We start from the raw sequence: 21,959 nt of genomic DNA, 5'->3' as shown, positions 1-21,959 counted from the left end.
GTTAATAGGTAATTTAGGAAATGATCCTGAGATTATCAATTTAGAAAGCGGAAAAAATTGGCAAAATTTTCCATTGCTGCCAACGATAGTTATAAAAACCAAAATGGAGAACTAATTAAGGACACCCAATGGCACCAAGTGGTAGCGTGGGGGAACACCGCAAAAATCGTCGAGAAATACTTGGTTAAGGGAAACGAGGTAGCCATAGAGGGAAAAACTAACCTCGAGAACCTATCAGGACAAAGAAGGTGTAAAGCGTTATGTTACCGAAATAAATTGTAACGAATTGCTAATGTTGAGTAAATAAATTTTTTGCATAGTTTGAAGAAAGCAAAAAAAGCCCCTAAAATTGAGATTTTAGGGGCTTTTTATATTGAACTCATCTTGACTTTTTTTGATGGAAATGTAAATAACAATCTTGGGCTTGATTGAATATTTTTTATAAGGAAAACTATGCGGCCTTCTCTTTAATCAGGTCAAAGCAAGGACATTTTTTACAACGCTTGGACTCGCTTTTTTTATATTTTTCGCAACATTTAGATTTTAAGCCTTTAATTTTAAGCTCTTTAACCTTTTTGTTTTTCTTCTTCTCTTTGTCTTTTTTCTTCTTGCCCAACGGAAAAAATATTTGATTACCGAGGACAAATATATTTATTTATACTTAATCTAAATAAACTTTAACATTTTTATGGTCGAAAAACTATTCGTCGGGAGTTGAAGCCGAACTGGTTACCGTTAATTGCTGTATGTCCCGATCGAATAAATACAAACCGCCCTTATCGTCGCCTATAAGGTTTATTTTGTCCAGAATGGTCCTGGCCATGGCTTCTTCTTCAATTTGTTCGGCAACGTACCATTGCAGGAAGTTATGTGTGGCATAATCTTTCTCTTCTAAAGTAATATGGACAAGGTTGTTGATGCTTTCTGAAACAAGGATTTCATGGTCATGGAGCATTTGAAACATTTCCTGAAAACTTCCAAAAGTTACATTGGGGGCTTTTAAGGCCGAAATCTTTGCATGGCCGCCACGCTCGTTTATAAATTTTACAAGTTTGAGCATATGTTCACGCTCTTCGTTGGATTGGTCGTACATAAACTGCGCAACGCCTTCTAGGCCTTTAACTTCCGCCCAACAGGCCATTGCCAGATATATTTGGGAAGATTCGGCTTCTACGGTTATTTGGTTATTTAATACAGTTTCTATTTTTTTTGCTAACATGATCTTTTTTTATAAAGTTAAGGAAATATCGGTTTGCTCCTATAATTTAAAAGGACAGGGATGTAATTTATAAATAGTCTAATTTTTAGTAGTCAAAAAATGGAGGGAGTAATTGTTTTGCTTATTGCAGGGAAATATTTAAAAGGCTTTTGCAGTTGTTTTTATAAATATCGGTTTGTGCAATGGCTACTATTGTTGGCAAACGTTTTTATATTTGTAAAGTCAGGTTCAATTTTACTCCTAATGCATTGAAAATTTTCATCACAGTTTCAAAAGTTACATTTCCTGTGCTATTTTCAAGTCTTGAAATCTGAACTTTTTTACTCCAACTAATTCGCCCAATTGTTCTTGTGTCAATTTTCTCTTTTTCCGAGCGGTTTTAATCATATCTCCAATTAGCTCAAGTTTTAGTTCAAATTCATATTCATCTCTTTCTTTTGTTCCTTTTTACCGCTAAATCTAAAATGATTTTTCCAACTTACTTTTTAGTTGATTTCCAGATGACTTTAATTCCGTTGATGTTTTTCTTTTTCAGTTGAATGTCTGTTCGTATTTCAAATCCGTTCTTGCGATAAAATCCAATCGGTGATAAATAGTTTTCCCCATTTTGTTTGGGTTCGTCGTCATTGTCAATAACCCATCCGTTCAATTCTGAATTTCGTTCTTTTGCCAAATTTAAAAATCTGGAACCTAACCCTTGTCCTTGCAGGGAAAAATCCACGAGCATCGCAAAACACTGCTCATTATCCCTTATAAAATAAATTAGCCATCCTTTTACAGTTTCGTTTTCATCGAAAAGCAATATGTGGTTTTTGTCGGAAAGTTTATCAAGATATTGGTCGAATTCGACTAAATTGAGGAGGCTTAACCCTTTTGGGTATTCGCTGTTCCACAATTGAATTACCTCAAGTTTTTGTTTCTCATTCAAGATTTCTGTTTCCGTAAAATTCATTTTCCGATTCCAATTTTGATTCTGGGTATAATTTTTTTTCAGCTTGCTTACAACGTTTAGTATATGCAAAGTAGGTGATTTCGGGCTTCAAACTTATCAAACCGTTGAGAAGTTGATGCGGTCTACAGCCCATGAATTTACTACTATCTCGCCTATGTGTTTGTATAGCATTGTTGGCAACTGTTTTTCTTTTATTCATTATTTTTTCAAATATTTATCCGATTGTGTCTTGTTATCTATTCCACCAAGGAATTTAAGTGCTTTTGAAGTGAACGGAATCTTTGCGTCATAAATTGGTACATGTTCGCCACCTGAAATAATCCATAATTCGGAATTCGGAATAAAACGTTTCATGCTTTCAGAAATTTCAATCGGGAAAAAGTTATCACAATCTCCTTGTACAATAAGCGTTTGAGCAGTAATGGCTGATAAATCTTGTTCAGTTAAACTCATATCGTCATAGTTTTCTCCCAATGCGTTAAATTGAGCAATAAGTTGACGTATTTGTTCATCTCCACGTTTTGCACACTCTCGATACATTTCTCGTACTTCCTGTGGCAAGGTTTCAAATGAAGCTCTGCGCATAATGGCTCTTGCTTGTTCGGGGAAATAAGAAGTTGCACTAATTAATATCATTGAATCAATGCGCTTGGGTTGGTTTATTGCCATATGCAGTAGAGTCATACCACCGGAACTCATTCCCATGGCAGAAAAACTGTCAATCCCTAACTTGTCAAGCAAAAAGAACACGTCATTTGCAGAATCCTGATGAGTGAATTTATTCACTGGATTTGTTGAATATCCATGTCCGCGCATATCTATGACTATCAAACGATAATTCTCTGAAAGTTTAGATATAAAAGGATGCCAATTCTGTGAACAACCACCAAATCCATGCAAGAGCACTAATGGTTTTCCATCTCCGTATTCCTCGTAGTACATCTCAAAATCATTAATCTGAACGGTATGACCAAAAGAATTTGTCTTTTTAGATGCGTATTTAGTTTTCAAGTGTATCTCTTTTAAATGGTTGCCAACTCCCAAATATCATTAGTCAGTTTTTTAAAGAATTTTGGGTCAGAATGTTGTTTAGCTCTTTTTATGTTCTGAAATATTTTCTTTCTTTTAAGTCTTGTTTTGCACAAATTTAAATACTTCTTTCAATATATTTACAACCAACTCCCTCACCATCCAAAACTGGGTTTACATCACCTTCAAAGATACCTTTTTTAGACTTAAAAATTCATGGAAAGCTGAATACGTTTACGTTGCATGTCAACTTCCAATACTTTTACCTGTACATGTTGTTGGAGCGTTACCACTTCGTTAACATCGGTAACATAAGCATTGGTGAGGTTTGAAATATGCACCAAACCGCTTTCTTTTATGCCAATATCCACAAAACAGCCAAAATTGGTGATGTTGTTTACAATCCCCGGAAGGATTAGGCCGGATCTTACATCGTTTATGGTTTTAATATTGGGGTCAAATTCAAACATTTTTGCCTTTTCTCTTGGGTCAACGCCGGGTTTTTCCAGTTCTTTAAGAATGTCTTCAAGCGTTGGCAGGCCAACTTGGGCGGTGCAATATATACGGAGATCAATTTTTTTAATCAGCGGTTTGTTTCCTATCAGTTCGTTTACGGCAATTTTCATGTCTGTTGCCATTTTTTCTACAATTTGATAGCTTTCGGGGTGTACGGAAGAATCGTCTAAAGGGTTGTCGGCATTTTTTATGCGAAGAAACCCGGCACTTTGCTCAAAAGCTTTGTTTCCTAAACGGGCAACATTCTTGATTTCTTCCCTTGATGTAAACGGACCGTGTTCTTCACGATATAAAACTATATTTTCTGCCAGTTTCTCACCAATTCCCGATACATAGCTCATAAGCGGTTTACTGGCCGTATTTATGTTTACGCCAATTTTGTTTACGCAACTTTCCACAACACGGTCGAGCTTATTTTTAAGTTTGGTCTGGTCCACATCGTGTTGGTACTGGCCCACGCCAATAGATTTTGGTTCTATTTTAACGAGCTCGGCCAAAGGATCGGCCAACCTTCTCCCAATGGAGACCGAGCCCCTTACGGTAACATCGTAATTTGGAAATTCTTCCCGGGCAATTTTGGAAGCCGAATAAATAGAGGCACCCGCTTCGCTAACCACAAAAACCTGTACATCGCTATCAAAACGGATGCGTTTTATTAAATTCTCGGTTTCTCTGGATGCGGTTCCGTTACCAATGGCAATGGCCTCAATTTTATAGGCGCTTACCAAGGTGTTTATTTTTTTAATGGCCTGTGTGGCTTCTTTTCTTGGTTCGTGTGGGTAAATGGTTTCGTTATGAAGCAGTGAGCCTTGTTTATCGAGGCAAACAATTTTACAACCGGTCCTAAAACCGGGGTCTATGGCAAGAATTGTTTTTTCGCCAAGCGGCGGACTTAACAATAATTGTTGCAGGTTTTTTTCAAAAACGGTTATGGCCGTTTCGTCTGCCTTTTCTTTTGCATTGCCCAATGCTTCATTTGATAAGGCAGGGGCCAACAACCTTTTAAACGCATCTTTTACGGCCAATTCTATTTGGGCTGCGCATTCGTTGTTGGATTTAATAACACGATTCGCTATCATATCCAGTGCCCGGTCTTCATCAATGGTGACTTTTGTTTTGATAAAGCCTTCGTTTTCAGCTCTTAAAATCGCCAACAACCTGTGCGACGGGCATCTTTTTAACGGTTCTGACCAATCAAAATAATCCCTGAATTTTTGAGCTTCTTCTTCTTCCTTTTTTGTTTTTACAATTTTGGTAGAGATTTCTGCATACCGTTCGTATTGGTTTCTTAACAAATTTCTAATATCAATCCGTTCATTAACCCATTCGGCAATAATATGCCGGGCACCTTCCAAAGCTTCTTCTTCTGAAGAAATGGTATTATTGATGTATTTTGAAGCAACAAACTCCAAATCATTGGCATTTTGGGCCATGATTATTTTTGCAAGCGGTTCCAGGCCGTTTTCCCGTGCCGTATCTGTCTTGGCCTTTCGGGTTTTCTTGTACGGGAGGTACAAATCTTCCAAATCTACCAAATTGATGGTTGTTTCAATTTTTTGTTGAAGCTCGTTTGTAAGTACTTCTTGTTCTTCAAGCGATTTCAAAATGGATTCTTTTCGCTTTTGAAGAGTTTCAAATTCTTTTTTAAAACTATCAATTTCACCAATTTGTACTTCGTCTAAATTTCCAGTGACTTCTTTTCTATACCTAGAAATAAAGGGAATAGTACAATCCTGTTCAAGAAGTGCAATGGTATTTTCAATGCTCTTTTTTGAGACTGAAGTTTTAACACCGATGTATTCAATGAGTGTTTGCATGATTGTTTTAAACCGTTTTGATTTAGCTAATTAATTTTCCATTGCCTACTTGGTCTTCGTCTGGGTTGATAAATACAATTTTTCCGTCGTTGTTTTCGGTCATCAATATCATTCCTTCGCTCATAACGCCACGTAGTTTTCTAGGCGCAAGGTTTACCAAAACAGTTACTCTCTTACCAACAATGTCTTGTGCTTTAAAATCTTTTGCAATACCGGAAACAATAGTTCTCGTGTCAATTCCGGTATCGACTTTTAGCACCAGCAATTTATCGGCTTTTGGCATTTTTTCGGCTTCCAAAATGGTTCCTGTACGGATGTCGAGCTTTACAAAATCGTCGTAAGTAATGGTTTCCTTTTGTGGCTCTGTTTTAGGTGTATTTGCTTCGTTTGCGGCTTTGTTCTCTTTTTTGGTAGCTTCCAATTTGTCTAATTGTTTCTGTATTTCCCCGTCTTCTATTTTAGTGAATAACAATTCGGCTTTGTTAATGGTATGTGCCGCCGGCAATAAAATATTTTCTTCGGCAATATCGTTCCATAACGGAGCCTTGTCCAATGTATTAAAAGCAAGGATATCTTTTAGTTTTTCTGAAGTAAACGGTAAGAAAGGCTCGCTTAAAACAGCCAATGCAGAAGCTATTTGCAAGGCAATGTACATAACGGTTTTAACCCGTTCTTCGTCTTGTTTTATTACCTTCCATGGTTCTTCATCGGCCAGGTATTTATTGCCGAGCCTGGCAAGGTTCATCAATTCTTGCGAGGCTTCCCTGAAACGGTATTTTTCCATGGAAGCCGATAAAATACGGGGGTATTTTTTTAGTTCTGAAAGGGTTTGTTTGTCAATTTCAGAAAAAGTAGCTGGCTTGGGAATTTCTCCATTGTAATATTTATGGGTTAAAACCACGACACGGTTGATGAAGTTGCCAAAAATGGCCACCAATTCGTTATTATTGCGGGATTGAAAGTCTTTCCAAGTAAAATCGTTGTCTTTGGTTTCAGGGGCATTGGCGGTAAGTGTATATCTTAAAGCATCCTGTTTTTCAGGGAAATCCTCTAAATATTCATGCAGCCAAACGGCCCAGTTTTTAGAAGTTGAAAGCTTGTTGCCCTCCAAATTTAAAAATTCGTTAGCGGGAACATTCTCCGGTAAAATATAATCTCCGTGCGCTTGTAACATGGAAGGAAATATAATGCAATGAAAAACAATATTGTCTTTCCCGATAAAATGGATTAAACGTGAATCTTTCCAATAAGGTTCCCAGTCTTTTCCTTCTCTTTCTGCCCATTCTTTTGTGGAAGAGATATAGCCAATCGGGGCGTCGAACCAAACGTACAATACTTTTCCTTCGCCACCTTTTACCGGCACCGGAATGCCCCAATCTAGATCTCTTGTTACGGCGCGGGGTTTTAAGCCTTCGTCTATCCAGCTTTTTACCTGGCCATACACGTTGGGTTTCCAATCGCTTTTATGCCCTTTAATAATCCATTCGCGTAAAAATCCGTCGTATTTATCGAGTGGTAAAAACCAATGTTTTGTTTCTTTTAAAATAGGAACAGAACCTGTAATGGTAGATCTTGGATTTATAAGATCTGTTGCGTTTAAGGAGCTTCCGCAATTTTCACATTGATCACCATAAGCGCTATCGTGCCCACATTTAGGGCAAGTTCCGGTTACAAAGCGGTCGGCAAGAAATTGTTGGGCTTCTTCATCGTATAACTGTTCGGTAACTTCTTCAATAAATTTACCTTCTTCATACATTTTCTTAAAGAAGTCGGAGGCTGTTTTATGATGAATTTTAGCAGAAGTACGGGAATAATTATCAAAGGAGATTCCAAAATCCTCAAACGATTTTTTTATAATTCCGTGATATTTGTCTATTATTTCCTGAGGCGAGACACCTTCTTTTTTTGCTTTCATGGGAATAGCAACGCCATGCTCGTCGCTTCCGCAGATAAAGGCTACATCTTTTCCTTTTAATCTTAAATATCGGGCATAAATATCTGCCGGAACATATACGCCTGCTAAATGTCCAATATGTATAGGCCCATTTGTATATGGTAGGGCCGCCGTAATGGTAAATCTATTTTTGTTTTGGGGTGTATCGTTGTATTTCTGTGACATCATCAAAATTTATTCAAGTCACAAAAATAATCAATTTCAACAGAGTTTAAAGCTAAATATCACAAGGTTTTAAACAGTCCCGGACGTTAGCTCAAAATTACCGATTTGCTATAGATTTTTCCGTTGTATGAAATGCTGTAAATATACTGCCCGCGACTCAGTCTGTTATTGGTGTTTTCTTTAATATTGACCTTAAATTTACCTTCTAGCGACATTTCGTTTTTAAGGGTGCCCAAATCTTGCCCAAGGATATTGTAAAGCCTAATTACCACATGTGATGCATTTGGTACAGAATAGTTTATAAATACATTTTTGCCATTACCATAAGAAGGGAAATGGTCAAAATTTGTTATTTCTTCTTCAATGGGCTCTTCAACTTCGGGTTCGTTACCGCCATCTGCAATTGGCGGTTCGCCTTCTATAACGGTGTTGTCTTCGTTAGAACATGGCATTCCCATCCCGAGCAGGGTAGAGGCCCGTCCGTTTAATGCGGCGCTTACCAAAGTAGCATCAATACAAAGCCACTCGGCCATAATGGAGGCATAAACGTCTCTAAAATCAATGGAATTTTGCAAGTTCCCGCCTCTAATTAAATTGTTTAAATCGGGATGCTCCCCAATAAAGCCCTGACTTTCCATTCCAGGTCCAAAAAGTAGCATGGGCGCGGCTGTACCGTGGTCGGTGCCAAACGATCCGTTTTCGTAAACCCTTCTTCCGAATTCCGAAAAAGTCATGGTAAGCACTCTTTTGTGGTGCCCGCCTGCTTCCAGATCTTTAAAAAAACTGTCTGTCGAATCTGCAATTTCTGTCATTAATTTTTGATGGCGTTCCGGTTGTGCAGAATGCGTATCAAAGCCACTTAGGCTTACCATGTATATTTTTGTGCCTAGCCCGCCTTTAATCAATCTGGCTACAGTTGCCAATTGTCGGGCAAGTGAACCTTCGGGATATTCAACCGAATTGGATGCCGCTTTAAAAGCATCGGAAATTATACCGGAATATTCATAAGTGGTGTTGGCAGTGCCCCTTAAAAAATATAGCTGTTCTTCGTAAGTACATTCTGGAATAAGGTCATGAAGGCTGTGCACAACGCCTTCCTCTGCAATTCTTTCCAGTTCTGTAACGTTGTTTATGGTAAAGGCGTAGTTTACATCTTCGCCTTGAAAAATTAGGTTTCCGATATTCCCTACCTGAATGGCCGCCGGATCGGTTGGAGGGTTTAACAGGTAATTGGAAAAATCTTCATGATTGTCGAAATAGCGGCCCATCCACCCGGTATTTGTATGGTTTTCCAAATCTGTTGAAGCAAAAATATCCGAAGAACTGAAATGCGACATGTTATGGTTTTCGTAGCCCACACCGTGAATTACCTTCATTCCGCCGTTGCCCCATAACGTTTGTAGCGAATCCATGTATTTTGGAATATAAAAATCGTCGTTGAGGCGGGTTAGATTGTTAAAGGGAATGTGGATTTTAGGCCTGTAATTTGCATAGGTGTCAAAATCGTATACCGGAACAATAGTGTTTAATCCGTCATTTCCACCGTTGAGCCTAATCAGGATAAGAATATTGTCGTTTTCTGATGCAGCCAGAGCTGCGGTTAAAGGAGACGGAGAGGAGGCCGATAAAATATTGCCCCCTAATAGCATCGATCCAGAGCCGGCCAAACCTAGTGCCTGCAAAAAAGACCGACGTGACCATTTTTCGTGCTCTTCGTCGTGTTTTGCTTTATTGTTGAAAGGAGTATAGTGATGGTTGCACATAGCTTGGTTATTTAAGTTGAAATTCTGGTTGTTTGATAAGGTGCTGTAAAAGTTGAAAGACCTGCGTAGAAGCATAAGAGCTTAATAAGTTCCAATTTCCTTCATCGTAATAATTTTGAGGGACATTGCTCTTAAAAACATCGATGCAAATATTGTAATCTTCCGGGGTATGCAGTCCCAATGGCAAAAACCAATCTATAATTTGTCGGGTAATATCTTCGGGATCTGTATTTCCGGGGCCGCCGGCAATGTCCATGGCAAAATTTGCAAACTGTTCTTCGTCCATACCGAAAGCATCATTTAAGTAAAACTCCAACATTTTCCACCTTCCAATCATGGTATTTGGACCAATCCAATCGCGGTCACGCTGCCATCCCGCTACATCAACAGGATTGAATATTTCCTGGCCTATCATTCCACAAATATTAACTCCGCTCATCAATAAATCGTCGTTGATGGAAAATCCGCTTTCATTTACAAAATTCAGGAAAACATCATAATGACTTTTAATAATGACACCGCGGGCTTCTTCATCAAAAAAATGCTCGCTGGAGAAAAGTTGTATGAGTACCGGAGCCAATTCAAAATCGTTGGCAATAAAGGTATTGGCCAATTCTTGGGTTATTTCGGGTATTTGTAGAGGATTTACAAAGAACTCGTACAGCTTTCCGCAGATAAAATTGGCAACTTCATTGGGGCGCTGTTCAAAAAGGATGTCTATAATATGGCTATATCCCCAAGCTCCGGTTTGCCCAAAAATGGTTTTGGTGGTGTCGTCAAAAGCATCGGGGTTAAATATTATTTCTCCACAGCCTTCGTTACGGTTGGTATAGCCGGTTAAAGCTCGGGCCGTTTCCTTTATATCTTCTTCGGTATAACCAATTCCTTCACCCATGGTAAAGAGCTCGTAAAGTTCACGGGCATAGTTTTCGTTGGGGTTGCCCTTACCGCTTCGGTCGCCATTTAAATAAGTAAGCATGGCGTAGTCAATACCGATATCGTGAACAAATGTTTTAAAGTTTCCTATCGCGTGTAGCTGTAATAAATTAAAATATCCATATAAGTACGACGGGCAATTGTATTCTTTAAGTTCGGTAACAAAATGGTTGTGCCAGAAAAAACTTAGGCGGTCCCTAAGGTTGTTAACCCTTAACTGATTGACATAGGTGTTTTTCCACTCGTTAATATGGCCTCGTTTAATTTCCCCGTCTTCCTCAGGGTAAAAGGTATTGTCCCATGTTGCCCATTCTGGGGCATCGGTAGTGGCCAAGTTAATGGCTTCGGTAACAATTTCGGTAGCCAATTGCGCTGCCGATTTTCCTGTTTGGTTTTGTATGTTGTTGTATGAAAGTCCAAAACCGGCCCTTCTGTATAAATGTAAGACATCCTTTTTGCCCAAAGGATTGGAATATGGGGAGAGCGTGGCTGTATTACAATTGGTTTTTGCCAGCATTTTTGTTAGGTTTTTGGGTGTTAAGTTGGTTTTGTTTGGGTTTCCCCTTTGTTTATATACGTAAGTAGCTATAAATAAGGATTACCGATAAATGTACAAAATATGTATTTGTGCGGATATATTTTTTTACCTAATATGCTGAAAAACTTGAAGTTATTTCGTTTTTGAAGCGGTAATTCTATAAATAATAATTATTAACGCTAAAATAGCGGATATTGTTTTCGTGGCCGAACATAATGAATTTGGAAAAAAGCTGAAAAAATGGCTGTTGAACTCCTTAAAAAAAAGGGTACGATATTTTATGAACAAATTATAGGTTTGACAATGCCGAAGTAGATATTATTGCCCTTGACAAAGATTTTCTGGTGGGGATAGAAGTTAAGTCCAGAAGTTGACTGTTTTATGGAGCCCCCCAAAGTTTTGTAAATAAGAAGAAAATCAAGCTCATGGTAAAGGCCATGAACCATTATATTGTTGAAAACGATTTGGATTATGAGGTCCGTTTTGATATTGTGGCGGTTATTAAAAGCAAAGAAATGTATGATATTAAGCATATTCCTGATGCTTTTTATTATTTTTGAATTGTTATAAATAAAACATTTCGTTTTATTTTTTGCTTTTAAGAAAAAGATAACTTACTTTTATCGCTCCTAAAAACCAAACCAAAGACCAACAATGAAAACAATATCGTCTGTTGTAGAAAACTACATTAAATCAAAGCCATTTTTACAAAGTGCGCTGGCCCAAGGAATTATAAATCTTACATCGCTTTCCAGGAACATTAAACCAGAAATTGAAGAACAGCTCGGTAAAGACGTTCGCAACGGGGCCATTGTAATGGCATTAAAACGCCTTTCTTCTGAACTGGAATTTAGGGCCACCCACCGAATTTTAAAAGTGCTTAAAAATATTGGCGAGATAACTGTGCGGTCTTCCTTGAGTGATTATACCTTTTTAATATCCGATACGATCTTGAACAAACAGGCAAGGTTGTTACAAGAGATTAACGATAACAAAGATGTATTTTATACTTCTTCCCGAGGGGTTAACGAGACCAATATTGTGGTAAGCAACTCCATGAACGATATTGTTGAAAATATTTTTAAAGACGAAAAACTTACCCAAAAAGTAGATAAGCTTTCTTCTATAAGTGTAAAATTGCCCGAAGAAAATGTTATTATTCCGGGGATTTATTATTTTATTTTTCAACGCTTGGCTTGGGAAGGCATTATTCTACACGAGGTAATATCTACCACCAACGAGTTTACCATTATAGTTGGGGAAGACCAAATAGACATTGCTTTTAAAGTAATAAAAGACCTTAAAGGGCTTTAGAAGCCTATTTTGCGATTGTATTAATTGTTTTTTCCAAGTCTTCTAAAGAATCGGGTTTAGCAACTATTTTTTTATCTGCATCCAAAACAAAATAGGTGGGAGTAGCAGTAATATTGTATTCCTTGGCAGTGGCATTGTCCCATTTTCCCGCTCCATAGACCTGGATAAAATCCGGGTACATTTTTATAGTGTCTTTCCATGGATGCTCATCATTTTCCAGGCCGAAAGCAACTACTTGAAGTGTGTGTTTATCCTTATTGGCCAAGAATTTTTTTACTTCTGGAATTTCTTTTAAGCAATGCGAGCAAGTACTGCTCCAAAATATTAAAAGGTAATGCTTGGCATTGTCCAAATCGGAAAGTTTTCTACCGTCGTCCAGATTAAAATCCGGGGCTATGGCACCAACGCCGGCCCTTTTATATGTTGCAATTTCGTCAAGCAATTTAATGTCGCCCTGTTCTTTTGATATTTCTTCCAGGTAATTGTTCGATATGTAATTAGCAACTTCCATGTCTTTATCCGCAACGGCATTTTTCCATACACTTGTTAAAACACGCTTTTTAACATAAGGGTTGTCTCCAATAGCTGTCATTGCATTGTCTATATTGTGCATATAAGATTGGGTGTCGTTCTTGCTTGAAAATTTAAAAATATATGAAATGGGGATATTTACCAGATAAAAAGATTCCTTGATCACCGGGTCGTTAAAATCTACATTTTTAAAAAATTCTTCCTTTTCCAGTGCATTATATTCCTTTTGGCTTATTTTCTTTTCCGGTATAGGGATTCTTCCCGTTTTGATAAAATGATTGGCAAGCATGCCCTCACTTTTAGCTTCATATGTGGTCTGTACTGCCTCGATAGCATTAAAAACATTGGTAAATGTTTCTTTTGATACATCGGGAGCAAATACTGATGTTAATAGCTGTTTGGCTTCATTAAATCTAGTGTTGTATTCCTGTAAAAGCATATTTTCTTCAGAAGATAAAAAAGTAACGCCTTCTTTTTCTTTAAAAGAAAAGGAAATATCTTCATTTCCATCATAAATAAAATCAAAATGGTTTGCAATACGTGGGATACCAAAAACAAGTTGATACATTCCCGGCTGCATTTCTTCGTCAAGTGAAAAGCCTATTTTTCCTTCATCATCCAATCCGGTATATGAGATATAGGTGACATAATCTTCTGCATCAGGTTGGGTTTTGTATAAAAAAACCTTGCTGTATTGTTCTTTTGGAGCAAATGTACCAGAAATGGTATGTTGGGAAATGCAAAAACAGGGGAGTGCAAAAAATAATAGGACTAATTTTTTCATGACATTATATAATTAGAGTCGTATAAATATGCAATAATTGTTATTCTTTTTCTTACACAAGAAAAGGTTTTAATACTTGTAATGCTTTGTTTACAGATTTTATGCTTTCAAAAGTAATTAGTAAACGCAGGCCATTGCGTGTTTGTTTTTCTTTAATTTTACAAATATTTGGATGTGTTTGTACATATTGTAAAACATTTTTAAAGCATGGACTTTGGTAGAAACTGCTTTGTTGGTCCGATATAAAATAGCCTATCATTTTACCTTGCTTTAATACAATGCGTTCCAGGCCCATTTGCGTGGCAATCCATTTAATACGGACACTATTCAACAAATCGACAGCTTCTTCCGGAAGTTCCCCAAAGCGGTCGGCTAATCGGGATTGATAGGCTTCAAGCCCTTCTTCGTTTGTAATATTGCTCAGCTCGTTATAGAGGTTTAAGCGCTCGGTAATTGCGTTGATGTAATCGTCTGGGAACAATAATTGAAAATCGGTGTCCAGCTGTGTTTCTTTTACGTAAATTTTATCTTCTTTTTTTTGGTCGTAGAGGTCGGCAAATTCATTTTCCTTTAATTCTTCAATAGCTTCCTGAAGTATTTTTTGATAGGTGTCAAAACCAATTTCATTTATAAAGCCACTTTGTTCACCACCAAGTATATCTCCGGCACCCCTTATTTCTAGATCTTTCATTGCAATATTGAAACCACTTCCAAGTTCTGTAAATTGTTCCAAAGCTTGAATACGTTTACGGGCATCATCAGTCATAGCAGAATAAGGAGGTGTTATAAAATAGCAAAACGCCTTTTTGTTACTTCTACCTACACGTCCGCGCATTTGGTGTAGATCCGAAAGCCCGAAATTATTGGCATTATTAATAAAAATTGTATTGGCATTGGGCACGTCGAGTCCGCTTTCAATGATAGAAGTTGCCACCAGTACATCAAAATCACCCCGCATAAAGCTCAACATTAGCTGTTCCAGTTTTTTTCCGTCCATTTGTCCGTGGCCAATGCCAATTTTGGCATCGGGAACCAAACGCTGGATCATTCCGGCCACTTCCTTAATGTTTTCTATTCTGTTATTGATAAAGAAAACCTGCCCACCCCGTTGAATTTCGTATGAAATAGCATCTCGGATCACCTCTTCGTTTAATTGAATAACCGTACTTTCTATAGGATACCTATTTGGTGGTGGGGTCGTTATAACTGATAAATCGCGGGCTGCCATTAAGCTAAACTGCAACGTCCTCGGTATTGGTGTAGCCGTTAAGGTAAGTACGTCTACATTTTCTTTAATGGTCTTTAATTTATCTTTGACAGAAACCCCGAATTTTTGTTCTTCGTCTACAATGAGCAATCCGAGGTCTTTAAATTTTACGTTTTTGTTTACCAGTTGATGTGTTCCAATAATGATATCCACTTTTCCTTCGGCCAGCCTTTCCAAAGTGTATTTTTTTTCTTTGGCAGTCCTAAAGCGGTTAAGGTAATCTATGGTCACGGGCATATTGGCCAGCCTTTCGGTAAAGGTTTTATGGTGCTGAAAGGCCAGAATGGTGGTAGGCACCAATATGGCAACCTGTTTTCCGTTGTCAATAGCTTTAAAGGCAGCACGTATGGCTACTTCTGTTTTGCCAAAGCCTACATCCCCGCATACAAGCCTGTCCATGGGCTGTTGGCTTTCCATGTCTCGTTTTACATCTTCCGTGGCTTTGCTTTGGTCGGGCGTGTCTTCATAAATAAAAGAGGCTTCTAGTTCGTTTTGCAGATAAGAATCGGGACCGTACTGAAATCCTTTCTCTGTTTTCCGTTTGGCATAAAGTTTTATAAGGTTAAAGGCAATTTCCTTAACCTTGCTTTTGGTTTTCTTTTTAAGGTTTTTCCATGCTGCGGAACCTAATTTATATATTTTTGGGGTTTTGCCGTCCTTACCATTGTATTTGGTAATTTTATGGAGCGAATGAATACTTACATATAAAATATCGCGCTCTCCATAAATTAACTTGATGGCCTCCTGTAATTTCCCCTCAACCTGAATTTTTTGCAATCCGCCAAATCTACCAATCCCATGGTCGATATGCGTAACATAATCGCCTATTTCCAAATTGGTCAATTCTTTAAGCGTAATGGCCTGTTTTTTGGAATATCCGTTTTTGAGCTGAAATTTATGGTAGCGTTCAAAAATTTGATGGTCTGTATAGCAGGCTATTTTATGCTCATGATCTATAAAACCTTGGTACATGGAAAACACAATGGTTTGGTAATGTACGTCTTTGTCTACGTCGTTAAAAATATCGTGAAAACGTTTTGCCTGCTGTTCGGAAGCGCAAACAATATAATTTTGATAGCCTTTTTTGTAATTACCGTTAAGGTCTTCAATCAACAAGTTAAACTGTTTGTTGAATGAAGGTTGTGGTGATGTCTCGAAAGCGATGGTTTCTTGATTTTCCTCCCTTGTTTCTGTCTTGGAAAGTTCCACCGTATTGTAATTGGCCAGTTGATTTTTTAGCAATGCACCGGTACAGAAAAGTTCTTTTGGAGGAGTATGCTTTATGTCTTTTGAAAGGGTTTTAAAAGCTTCCTCGGCTTTGCTGAACAGATCGTTTACTTTTGAAAGGAACAGCTCTTTATTTTTGAGGAATACTACAGTTTTTGATGTTGTATATTTTAAAAAACTTTCGCGGTCTTCTTCCAGCAACTTGTTTTCTACATTGGGGATAATGGTAATTTTTTTAAGCTTTTCGGTAGAGAGCTGCGTTTCAACATCAAAAGAACGGATGCTGTCAACCTCATCGCCAAAAAATTCAATCCGGTAGGGTTTGTCATTCGAAAAAGAGAAAACATCTACAATTCCCCCGCGTACGGAAAATTCGCCGGGCTCCGATACAAAATCAACCCTCTTAAACTTATATTCAAAAAGCGTTTCGTTTATAAAATCAATAGAAAGTTTGTCGTTTAAATTGATTTTTAAGGTGCTTCGTTCCAGTTCTTTTTTAGTCACCACCTTTTCAAAAAGAGCTTCCGGGTAGGTTACAATAATAGCTGGTTTTTTTCTGGAATTGATCCTGTTGAGTACTTCGGCCCTTAAAAGAACATTTGCATTGTCTGTTTCTTCAATTTGATAGGGCCTGCGGTAACTTCCGGGATAAAAAAGCACATCTTTATCACCAATAAGTTGCTCTAGATCGTTTAAATGGTAAGCAGCTTCTTCTTTGTCGTTAAAAATAGCCAAAAAGGGCAAGGAAGCTTCCTTAAAGGCATTTGCCATAATAATTGACAAAGATGAACCAACAAGGCCTTTTAAATAAATATTGTTTTGGGTCTGGGCAACAGAACTCCCTAATTTCTGCTGTTGCAGAGATTCTTTATACGTAGATATAACCTGATTTAAACCAGATAGCGTGATGGTGGTACTCACTAAACCTTCTTTTCCTGCAAAGATAGTTTATCGAACTTTCATATGAAAGTAATCCTTTCTTAGAGGAATTATAATTGTATTTTGCTGAAAGGAATAACCTAAAAAGTCAGTTTAAGCATAACAGAAAGGCTCAAAACTGACTTTTCAATATTTTATTTGTTTATTTACTTTTCCCTCACTTTTTGTTCCCATTTCCAAGCCGAATCCATGGCCTCGTCCAGAGAAGATTTGGCTTTCCAGCCTAGTTCGTCATTAGCTTTGGCTGTATCGGCATATGCGGCAATTACATCGCCGGGGCGCCTGTTTACTATTTTGTAATTAAGGGGCTTGCCTGCTACCTTTTCAAAACTGTTAATGACTTCCAGAACAGAGCTTCCTGTTCCCGTTCCAACGTTAAAGACTTCGTAATTAGACTTGTTTTTATTCTCAATAAGGCGCTCTAGTGCTACTACATGGGCCTTGGCCAGATCCACGACATGAATGTAATCGCGAATGCAGGTACCGTCTTCAGTAGGGTAGTCGTCCCCAAAAACCGAAAGTTGCTCTCTTATTCCCACTCCGGTTTGTGTAATAAACGGAACGAGGTTTTGTGGGACCCCAATAGGAAGTTCGCCTATATTTGCGCTTTCGTGTGCACCAATGGGATTGAAATAGCGCAATGAAATTGCTTTGATTGTTTGGTGTACTTTGCAGGTGTCCTGAATAATTTCTTCCCCTATCTGCTTGGTGTTTCCGTATGGAGACTCTGCCTTTTTTACCGGGGCATCTTCGGTAATGGGTAATTTATCTGCTTGTCCGTATACGGTACAGGAGGAACTGAATATAAAAGGGGCGTTTTCTTTTGTTGCAAGCTCTTTTAATAAATATACAAGCGTACTTATATTGTTTTCGTAGTACAATAATGGCTTTTCCACACTTTCGCCCACTGCTTTTGAGGCCGCAAAATGTATTACCCCAGCAATATTGGTATGCTCTTTAAAAAAAGCAGAAACGTCATTTTTTTCGCGAAGGTCAAGTTTCTGAAATAAAGGTTTTTTCCCGGTAATGGCCGTTATGCCGTCTAGTACATCCAAAGAAGAATTAGAGAGGTTGTCTATCACGATTACTTCAAATCCTTTGTTTTGAAGCTCTACGACCGTATGGGATCCTATAAAACCAAGTCCTCCGGTAACTAATATTTTCATTAATTCAGTTTTTATTTTTAAGGTTAGTTAATAAATTCGTTTATTTTACCGGTAATGAAATTAATTTGTTCATCATCCAGTTCGGTGTGCATCGGTAACGAAATTACTTCTTTTACCAATTGATTGGTAACCGCAAAATCGGCTTCATTATACCTATTGTCTGTATAGGCTTTTTGTTTGTGCAAAGGGATAGGGTAATACACTCCACATGGAATTCCGTTTTCGTTAAGGAATTTCACCAATCCGTCCCGTTTTCCATTGGTAATGCGCAATGTGTATTGGTGAAAAACGTGGTGATTGTTATCGGCTTCCAGTTTCCCGTTGGCCAGAACCGGTGTAATAATATGTGTGTTGTTTTTTAGTGCATTGGTGTATTTTACGGCAGTTTCCCTTCTTTTTTTGTTATACATATCTAAAAGAGGGAGTTTGGCCCTTAAAACAGCAGCCTGTATAGAGTCTAAACGGGAGTTTACACCCACTACGTCATGATGGTAACGCTCGTACATGCCGTGGTTAACCATTCCGCGGAGCATATGTGCCAAAGCATCGTCGTTGGTAAAAATGGCTCCCCCGTCTCCGTAACAGCCCAGGTTTTTAGAAGGAAAGAAAGAAGTGGCCGCAACATGGCCAATGGCTCCCGATTTTTTGGATGTACCATTCTTAAAGGTATAATCGGCACCTATTCCCTGTGCATTGTCTTCTATAACAAATAGGTTGTGTTCTTCTGCAATTTCCATTACTGCATCCATATTGGCACATTGGCCAAAAAGATGTACCGGAACAATAGCCTTGGTTTTTGGTGTTATTGCTTTTTTGAGCGCTTCTATGTTTATGTTAAAAGTGTCTGGATCTACATCTACCAAAACGGGCGTAAGCTTAAGCAATGCTATAACTTCTACGGTGGCCGCAAAGGTAAAATCGGCTGTAATTACTTCATCGCCTTGTTCAAGCCCAAGCCCCATCATGGCAATTTGGAGTGCGTCGGTGCCATTGGCGCAGGGAATAACATGCTTAACCCCTAAATAATCTTCCAGTTCTTTTTGAAAACCATGAACTTCGGGGCCGTTTATAAATGCTGCAGATTCTAAAACTTGGGTTATGGAATTGTTTACTTGTTCTTTTATAAAACTATATTGACCCTGTAAGTCAACCATCTGTATTTTCTTCATGAAGATCGTTCTTAATGTATACAACAAAATTACAAAATAAAGTTACCGTAGCCAATGTATTAACAGAAAGTAACGTATTTTAGCGACAAAAGGAATAAAGTGCTTTTTTTGTACAATATACTGGTTTATATAACGGGATTTTTTTTAAAAATTGCCGCCCTGTTCAATGATAAGTTGAAGCTTTTTGTCGAGGGCCGCAAAATTGTTTTTGATATGTTGGCCAAAAACATAAGGACCGATGATAAAGTAATATGGTTCCATACGGCATCTTTAGGCGAGTTTGAACAAGGTCTTCCACTTATTGAGCAAGCCAAAAAGGATTTTCCGGACCATAAAATCCTGGTTACTTTTTTTTCTCCTTCCGGTTACGAAGTGAAAAAGAATACCCCGGTTGCCGATGTTGTTTGTTACCTTCCGTTAGATACGGCAAACAATGCAACTAGGTTTCTGGAAACGGTCCGCCCACGATTGGCCATTTTTGTGAAATATGAATTCTGGCCTAATTACCTTTCAGCTTTAAAAAGAAAAAGCATCCCTACTTTGTTGGTTTCGGGAATATTTAGGGAAAATCAGGCTTTTTTTCATTGGTATGGAAGTTTTATGAGAAAGTCGCTTCAAACGTTCAATCACTTTTTTGTCCAAAATGAAAGCTCCAAGCTATTGTTGGAACATATTGGGTTTGGAAACACAACCGTAAGTGGCGATACCCGTTTTGATAGGGTAGAGGAAATATTACATCGCGACAACACACTTAAATTTCTTGAAGGATTTGTAGACGATAATTTGTGTTTTGTAGCAGGGAGCACGTGGCCCGAAGACGAAAAACTAATTGTTGATTATATAAACAAGGACGCCAAAAAAAACATAAAATATATTATTGCACCGCATACGGTACAGCCTTCATCCATACAAAAGTTACGGGAAAACATTCATAAAAAAACGGTATTGTATTCAGAAAAAGAAGAGAAAAACATATCTGATTACGATGTTTTTATAGTCGATACCATTGGCATACTCACCAAAATATACAGTTATGCAACCATTGCATACGTTGGCGGTGGCGTGGGCAGTACAGGTTTGCACAATACATTGGAGCCCGCGGTTTTTGGTATTCCCGTAATTATCGGGAAAAATTACAAAGGGTTTGTTGAGGCCGAACAGCTTGTAGCATTGGGCGGGATTATACCGGTAAGCACAAAAGGTGAATTTTCCAGCACTTTAAACCATCTACTTGAAAACCAATCGGTTTTGTACGATTCAGGACAGAAAAACAAGGCATTTATTAATAAAAATAAGGGGGCAAAGATCCAAATAGGCTATTACATTCGTAAATTACTTAAATGATTTTTACAATATTTTTAATTATGTTAAAAATGTTATGAAATTATTTGTTAACGAATGAAATATATTACTACATTCGTGTTGCAAAATTTAAGTAAATAATTAAACAAAAGAACCATGAAAAAAGTAATTTTAAGTTTAGCTCTAGTATTAGCATTGGGTTTAACAGTAACTTCTTGTAAAGAAACTACTAAAGAAAAAACAGAAGATGCAGTAGAAAGCGCTGCTGACGATGTACAAGATGCTGCCGAAGATACAGGCGCTGCTATTGAAGAAGCTGCCGAGGACACTCAGGAAGCTGCTGAAGAAGCAATGGATAACGTTGAAGAAGCTGTAGATACTACTGCTGCTAAAGCTGATCTATAATTAGAACGAACATACTTCTTTGAAGTAAAAGTTATAAAACCCGGTGCACCGGGTTTTTTTGTGCGTTTTTTTAATCTTGGTAAACTTTTATATAGTCTACCACATATTCCTGCGGAAAAATACCATTGTCAACTTCGGGGCCACCAAAGTTTCCGCCAACGGCCATGTTCACAATTATAAAGGCCGGGTTGTCGAAAGGCCAGTTTTTTATTGTTTTATGCGGTGGGGCATAGGTATACACCAATTGGTCATCAACATAAAATTCAATTTTATCATGGGTCCAATGTGCCTTAAAAGTATGAAACCCATCTTCAATATCCTCAAATTTTGTCTTTTTAGAGCTGGCCTTATCGCCATAGGTGTCTGGCACGTGGATGGTTGTGTAAACCATATCGGGTTCTTTGCCTACATATTCAAGAATATCTATTTCGCCACAACTTGGCCAGCCTACTTCATCAATGTTTGCGCCCAGCATCCAAAAAGCGGGCCATATCCCTTGGCCGATAGGCAATTTGGCCCTTGCTTCAATGGTTCCGTAAGTAAACTCAAATTTATCTTTAGTGGTAATCCGGGTAGAGGTATAGGTGCTGTCTTCCAACTTTGCCGTAATGGTTAAAAAGCCATCCTTTATTTGGTGGTTTTGTTTGGTATAGATTTGCCTTTCATTGTTTCCCCATCCGCATATATTCGGGCAGCCATTGCCTAGTTCAAAATTCCAATAGGTTTCATCTAGAGCGTCCCCGTCAAAATTTTCTTCCCAAACAAGCTTGGGGCCGGTATCTTGTTCTTCATTTTGATCTTGTTTAGGTTCTTGCTCTTTGTCTTGGGCGTTGGATGTTTTGGAACATGAAAACAACATCAGCAAAATGCCGGTAATTGTAATTAGTTTCATTAAGGTTGGTTTTTTAGATAAGGGTAAAAATAATCATTAAGTTTTCATCTATACTTATTAATGGTGAAATAAAT

The 21,959-nt window shown here is 38.1% G+C and carries 17 protein-coding genes and 2 pseudogenes; 6 read left to right on the top strand and 13 right to left on the bottom strand.

Features of this window, described 5'->3' with window-relative positions; genetic code table 11:
- A pseudogene (gene ssb / locus UXI14_RS04495) lies at positions 1–307 on the top strand (single-stranded DNA-binding protein); the annotation flags it as partial.
- A gap of 393 nt (positions 308–700) precedes the next feature.
- On the opposite strand, the gene UXI14_RS04490 reads toward ssb, so the two are convergent.
- From UXI14_RS04490 to UXI14_RS04455, 8 genes are all read right to left on the bottom strand, one after another.
- Complete coding sequence (locus tag UXI14_RS04490; protein ID WP_335965052.1) at positions 701–1,219, bottom strand: ferritin; 519 nt, start codon at positions 1,217–1,219, stop codon at positions 701–703.
- A gap of 208 nt (positions 1,220–1,427) precedes the next feature.
- Positions 1,428–1,529 carry a hypothetical protein gene (locus tag UXI14_RS04485; RefSeq protein ID WP_335965058.1) on the bottom strand — a complete coding sequence of 34 codons (102 nt, stop codon included), beginning with the start codon at positions 1,527–1,529 and terminating at the stop codon, positions 1,428–1,430.
- A 168-nt stretch (positions 1,530–1,697) separates the two neighbouring features.
- On the bottom strand, positions 1,698–2,171 hold the full coding sequence (locus tag UXI14_RS04480) for a GNAT family N-acetyltransferase (protein ID WP_335965051.1): 474 nt from the start codon (positions 2,169–2,171) through the stop codon (positions 1,698–1,700).
- A 198-nt stretch (positions 2,172–2,369) separates the two neighbouring features.
- Positions 2,370–3,182 carry an alpha/beta hydrolase gene (locus tag UXI14_RS04475; RefSeq protein WP_335965050.1) on the bottom strand — a complete coding sequence of 271 codons (813 nt, stop codon included), beginning with the start codon at positions 3,180–3,182 and terminating at the stop codon, positions 2,370–2,372.
- Between the two features lie 224 nt (positions 3,183–3,406).
- On the bottom strand, positions 3,407–5,533 hold the full coding sequence (locus tag UXI14_RS04470) for a Tex family protein (RefSeq protein ID WP_335965049.1): 2,127 nt from the start codon (positions 5,531–5,533) through the stop codon (positions 3,407–3,409).
- A gap of 22 nt (positions 5,534–5,555) precedes the next feature.
- Positions 5,556–7,652: a methionine--tRNA ligase gene (gene metG, locus UXI14_RS04465; protein WP_335965048.1), complete on the bottom strand. Its 2,097-nt coding sequence runs from the start codon at positions 7,650–7,652 to the stop codon at positions 5,556–5,558.
- 86 nt (positions 7,653–7,738) lie between these two features.
- On the bottom strand, positions 7,739–9,415 hold the full coding sequence (locus UXI14_RS04460; RefSeq protein ID WP_335965047.1) for a DUF1501 domain-containing protein: 1,677 nt from the start codon (positions 9,413–9,415) through the stop codon (positions 7,739–7,741).
- Between the two features lie 7 nt (positions 9,416–9,422).
- On the bottom strand, positions 9,423–10,868 hold the full coding sequence (locus tag UXI14_RS04455; RefSeq protein ID WP_335965046.1) for a DUF1800 domain-containing protein: 1,446 nt from the start codon (positions 10,866–10,868) through the stop codon (positions 9,423–9,425).
- A 365-nt stretch (positions 10,869–11,233) separates the two neighbouring features.
- On the opposite strand from UXI14_RS04455, the pseudogene UXI14_RS04450 reads away from it, so the two are divergent.
- The 3 genes and pseudogenes from UXI14_RS04450 to UXI14_RS04440 form a co-directional block, all read left to right on the top strand.
- Positions 11,234–11,320: pseudogene (locus UXI14_RS04450) on the top strand (endonuclease); the annotation flags it as partial.
- Between the two features lie 6 nt (positions 11,321–11,326).
- Entirely contained in the window at positions 11,327–11,449 is a 123-nt protein-coding gene (locus UXI14_RS04445) for a hypothetical protein (protein WP_335965059.1), read from the top strand.
- Between the two features lie 94 nt (positions 11,450–11,543).
- Entirely contained in the window at positions 11,544–12,203 is a 660-nt protein-coding gene (locus UXI14_RS04440) for an aspartate kinase (protein WP_277900235.1), read from the top strand.
- A 4-nt stretch (positions 12,204–12,207) separates the two neighbouring features.
- On the opposite strand, the gene UXI14_RS04435 is transcribed toward UXI14_RS04440, so the two are convergent.
- The 4 genes from UXI14_RS04435 to UXI14_RS04420 all read right to left on the bottom strand — a co-directional run bounded on the left by UXI14_RS04435 (position 12,208) and on the right by UXI14_RS04420 (position 19,286).
- Positions 12,208–13,518: a TlpA disulfide reductase family protein gene (locus tag UXI14_RS04435; RefSeq protein WP_335965045.1), complete on the bottom strand. Its 1,311-nt coding sequence runs from the start codon at positions 13,516–13,518 to the stop codon at positions 12,208–12,210.
- A gap of 52 nt (positions 13,519–13,570) precedes the next feature.
- Positions 13,571–16,933, bottom strand: coding sequence for a transcription-repair coupling factor (gene mfd, locus UXI14_RS04430; RefSeq protein WP_335965044.1), 3,363 nt, complete (start codon positions 16,931–16,933; stop codon positions 13,571–13,573).
- A gap of 164 nt (positions 16,934–17,097) precedes the next feature.
- Positions 17,098–18,117, bottom strand: a complete 1,020-nt coding sequence (gene galE / locus UXI14_RS04425) for a UDP-glucose 4-epimerase GalE (RefSeq protein WP_335965043.1) — start codon at positions 18,115–18,117, stop codon at positions 17,098–17,100.
- A 23-nt stretch (positions 18,118–18,140) separates the two neighbouring features.
- Entirely contained in the window at positions 18,141–19,286 is a 1,146-nt protein-coding gene (locus UXI14_RS04420; protein WP_335965042.1) for a DegT/DnrJ/EryC1/StrS family aminotransferase, read from the bottom strand.
- 99 nt (positions 19,287–19,385) lie between these two features.
- Here UXI14_RS04420 and UXI14_RS04415 point away from each other — a divergent pair, with 99 nt between their 5' ends.
- Together UXI14_RS04415 and UXI14_RS04410 are read left to right on the top strand one after the other, a co-directional pair.
- On the top strand, positions 19,386–20,630 hold the full coding sequence (locus UXI14_RS04415) for a glycosyltransferase N-terminal domain-containing protein (protein WP_335965041.1): 1,245 nt from the start codon (positions 19,386–19,388) through the stop codon (positions 20,628–20,630).
- Positions 20,631–20,744: 114 nt separating this feature from the next.
- Complete coding sequence (locus UXI14_RS04410) at positions 20,745–20,993, top strand: hypothetical protein (RefSeq protein WP_277900229.1); 249 nt, start codon at positions 20,745–20,747, stop codon at positions 20,991–20,993.
- Positions 20,994–21,063: 70 nt separating this feature from the next.
- Here the strand turns inward: UXI14_RS04410 and UXI14_RS04405 are convergent, their stop codons facing one another.
- A complete protein-coding gene (locus UXI14_RS04405) occupies positions 21,064–21,885 on the bottom strand; it encodes a glycoside hydrolase family 16 protein (RefSeq protein WP_335965040.1) in 822 nt (273 codons plus the stop codon).
- Between the last annotated feature and the right edge of the window lie 74 nt (positions 21,886–21,959).

Origin of the sequence: Galbibacter sp. PAP.153 (genome assembly GCF_037029175.1) — a bacterium.
Taxonomy (GTDB): domain Bacteria; phylum Bacteroidota; class Bacteroidia; order Flavobacteriales; family Flavobacteriaceae; genus Galbibacter; species Galbibacter pacificus.
Note: the sequence above shows the minus strand (reverse complement) of the source record. Positions and strands in the feature narration are given on the sequence as shown.

What these genes read in the sequence shown, in the direction of transcription:
- UXI14_RS04490 (WP_335965052.1), bottom strand. Translation starts at nt 1,219, where the DNA reads ATGTTAGCAAAAAAAATAGAAACTGTATTAAATAACCAAATAACCGTA.
- UXI14_RS04480 (WP_335965051.1), bottom strand. Translation starts at nt 2,171, where the DNA reads ATGAATTTTACGGAAACAGAAATCTTGAATGAGAAACAAAAACTTGAG.
- UXI14_RS04470 (WP_335965049.1), bottom strand. Translation starts at nt 5,533, where the DNA reads ATGCAAACACTCATTGAATACATCGGTGTTAAAACTTCAGTCTCAAAA.
- metG (WP_335965048.1), bottom strand. Translation starts at nt 7,652, where the DNA reads ATGTCACAGAAATACAACGATACACCCCAAAACAAAAATAGATTTACC.
- UXI14_RS04460 (WP_335965047.1), bottom strand. Translation starts at nt 9,415, where the DNA reads ATGTGCAACCATCACTATACTCCTTTCAACAATAAAGCAAAACACGAC.
- UXI14_RS04455 (WP_335965046.1), bottom strand. Translation starts at nt 10,868, where the DNA reads ATGCTGGCAAAAACCAATTGTAATACAGCCACGCTCTCCCCATATTCC.
- UXI14_RS04445 (WP_335965059.1), top strand. Translation starts at nt 11,327, where the DNA reads ATGAACCATTATATTGTTGAAAACGATTTGGATTATGAGGTCCGTTTT.
- UXI14_RS04440 (WP_277900235.1), top strand. Translation starts at nt 11,544, where the DNA reads ATGAAAACAATATCGTCTGTTGTAGAAAACTACATTAAATCAAAGCCA.
- UXI14_RS04435 (WP_335965045.1), bottom strand. Translation starts at nt 13,518, where the DNA reads ATGAAAAAATTAGTCCTATTATTTTTTGCACTCCCCTGTTTTTGCATT.
- galE (WP_335965043.1), bottom strand. Translation starts at nt 18,117, where the DNA reads ATGAAAATATTAGTTACCGGAGGACTTGGTTTTATAGGATCCCATACG.
- UXI14_RS04420 (WP_335965042.1), bottom strand. Translation starts at nt 19,286, where the DNA reads ATGAAGAAAATACAGATGGTTGACTTACAGGGTCAATATAGTTTTATA.
- UXI14_RS04410 (WP_277900229.1), top strand. Translation starts at nt 20,745, where the DNA reads ATGAAAAAAGTAATTTTAAGTTTAGCTCTAGTATTAGCATTGGGTTTA.
- UXI14_RS04405 (WP_335965040.1), bottom strand. Translation starts at nt 21,885, where the DNA reads ATGAAACTAATTACAATTACCGGCATTTTGCTGATGTTGTTTTCATGT.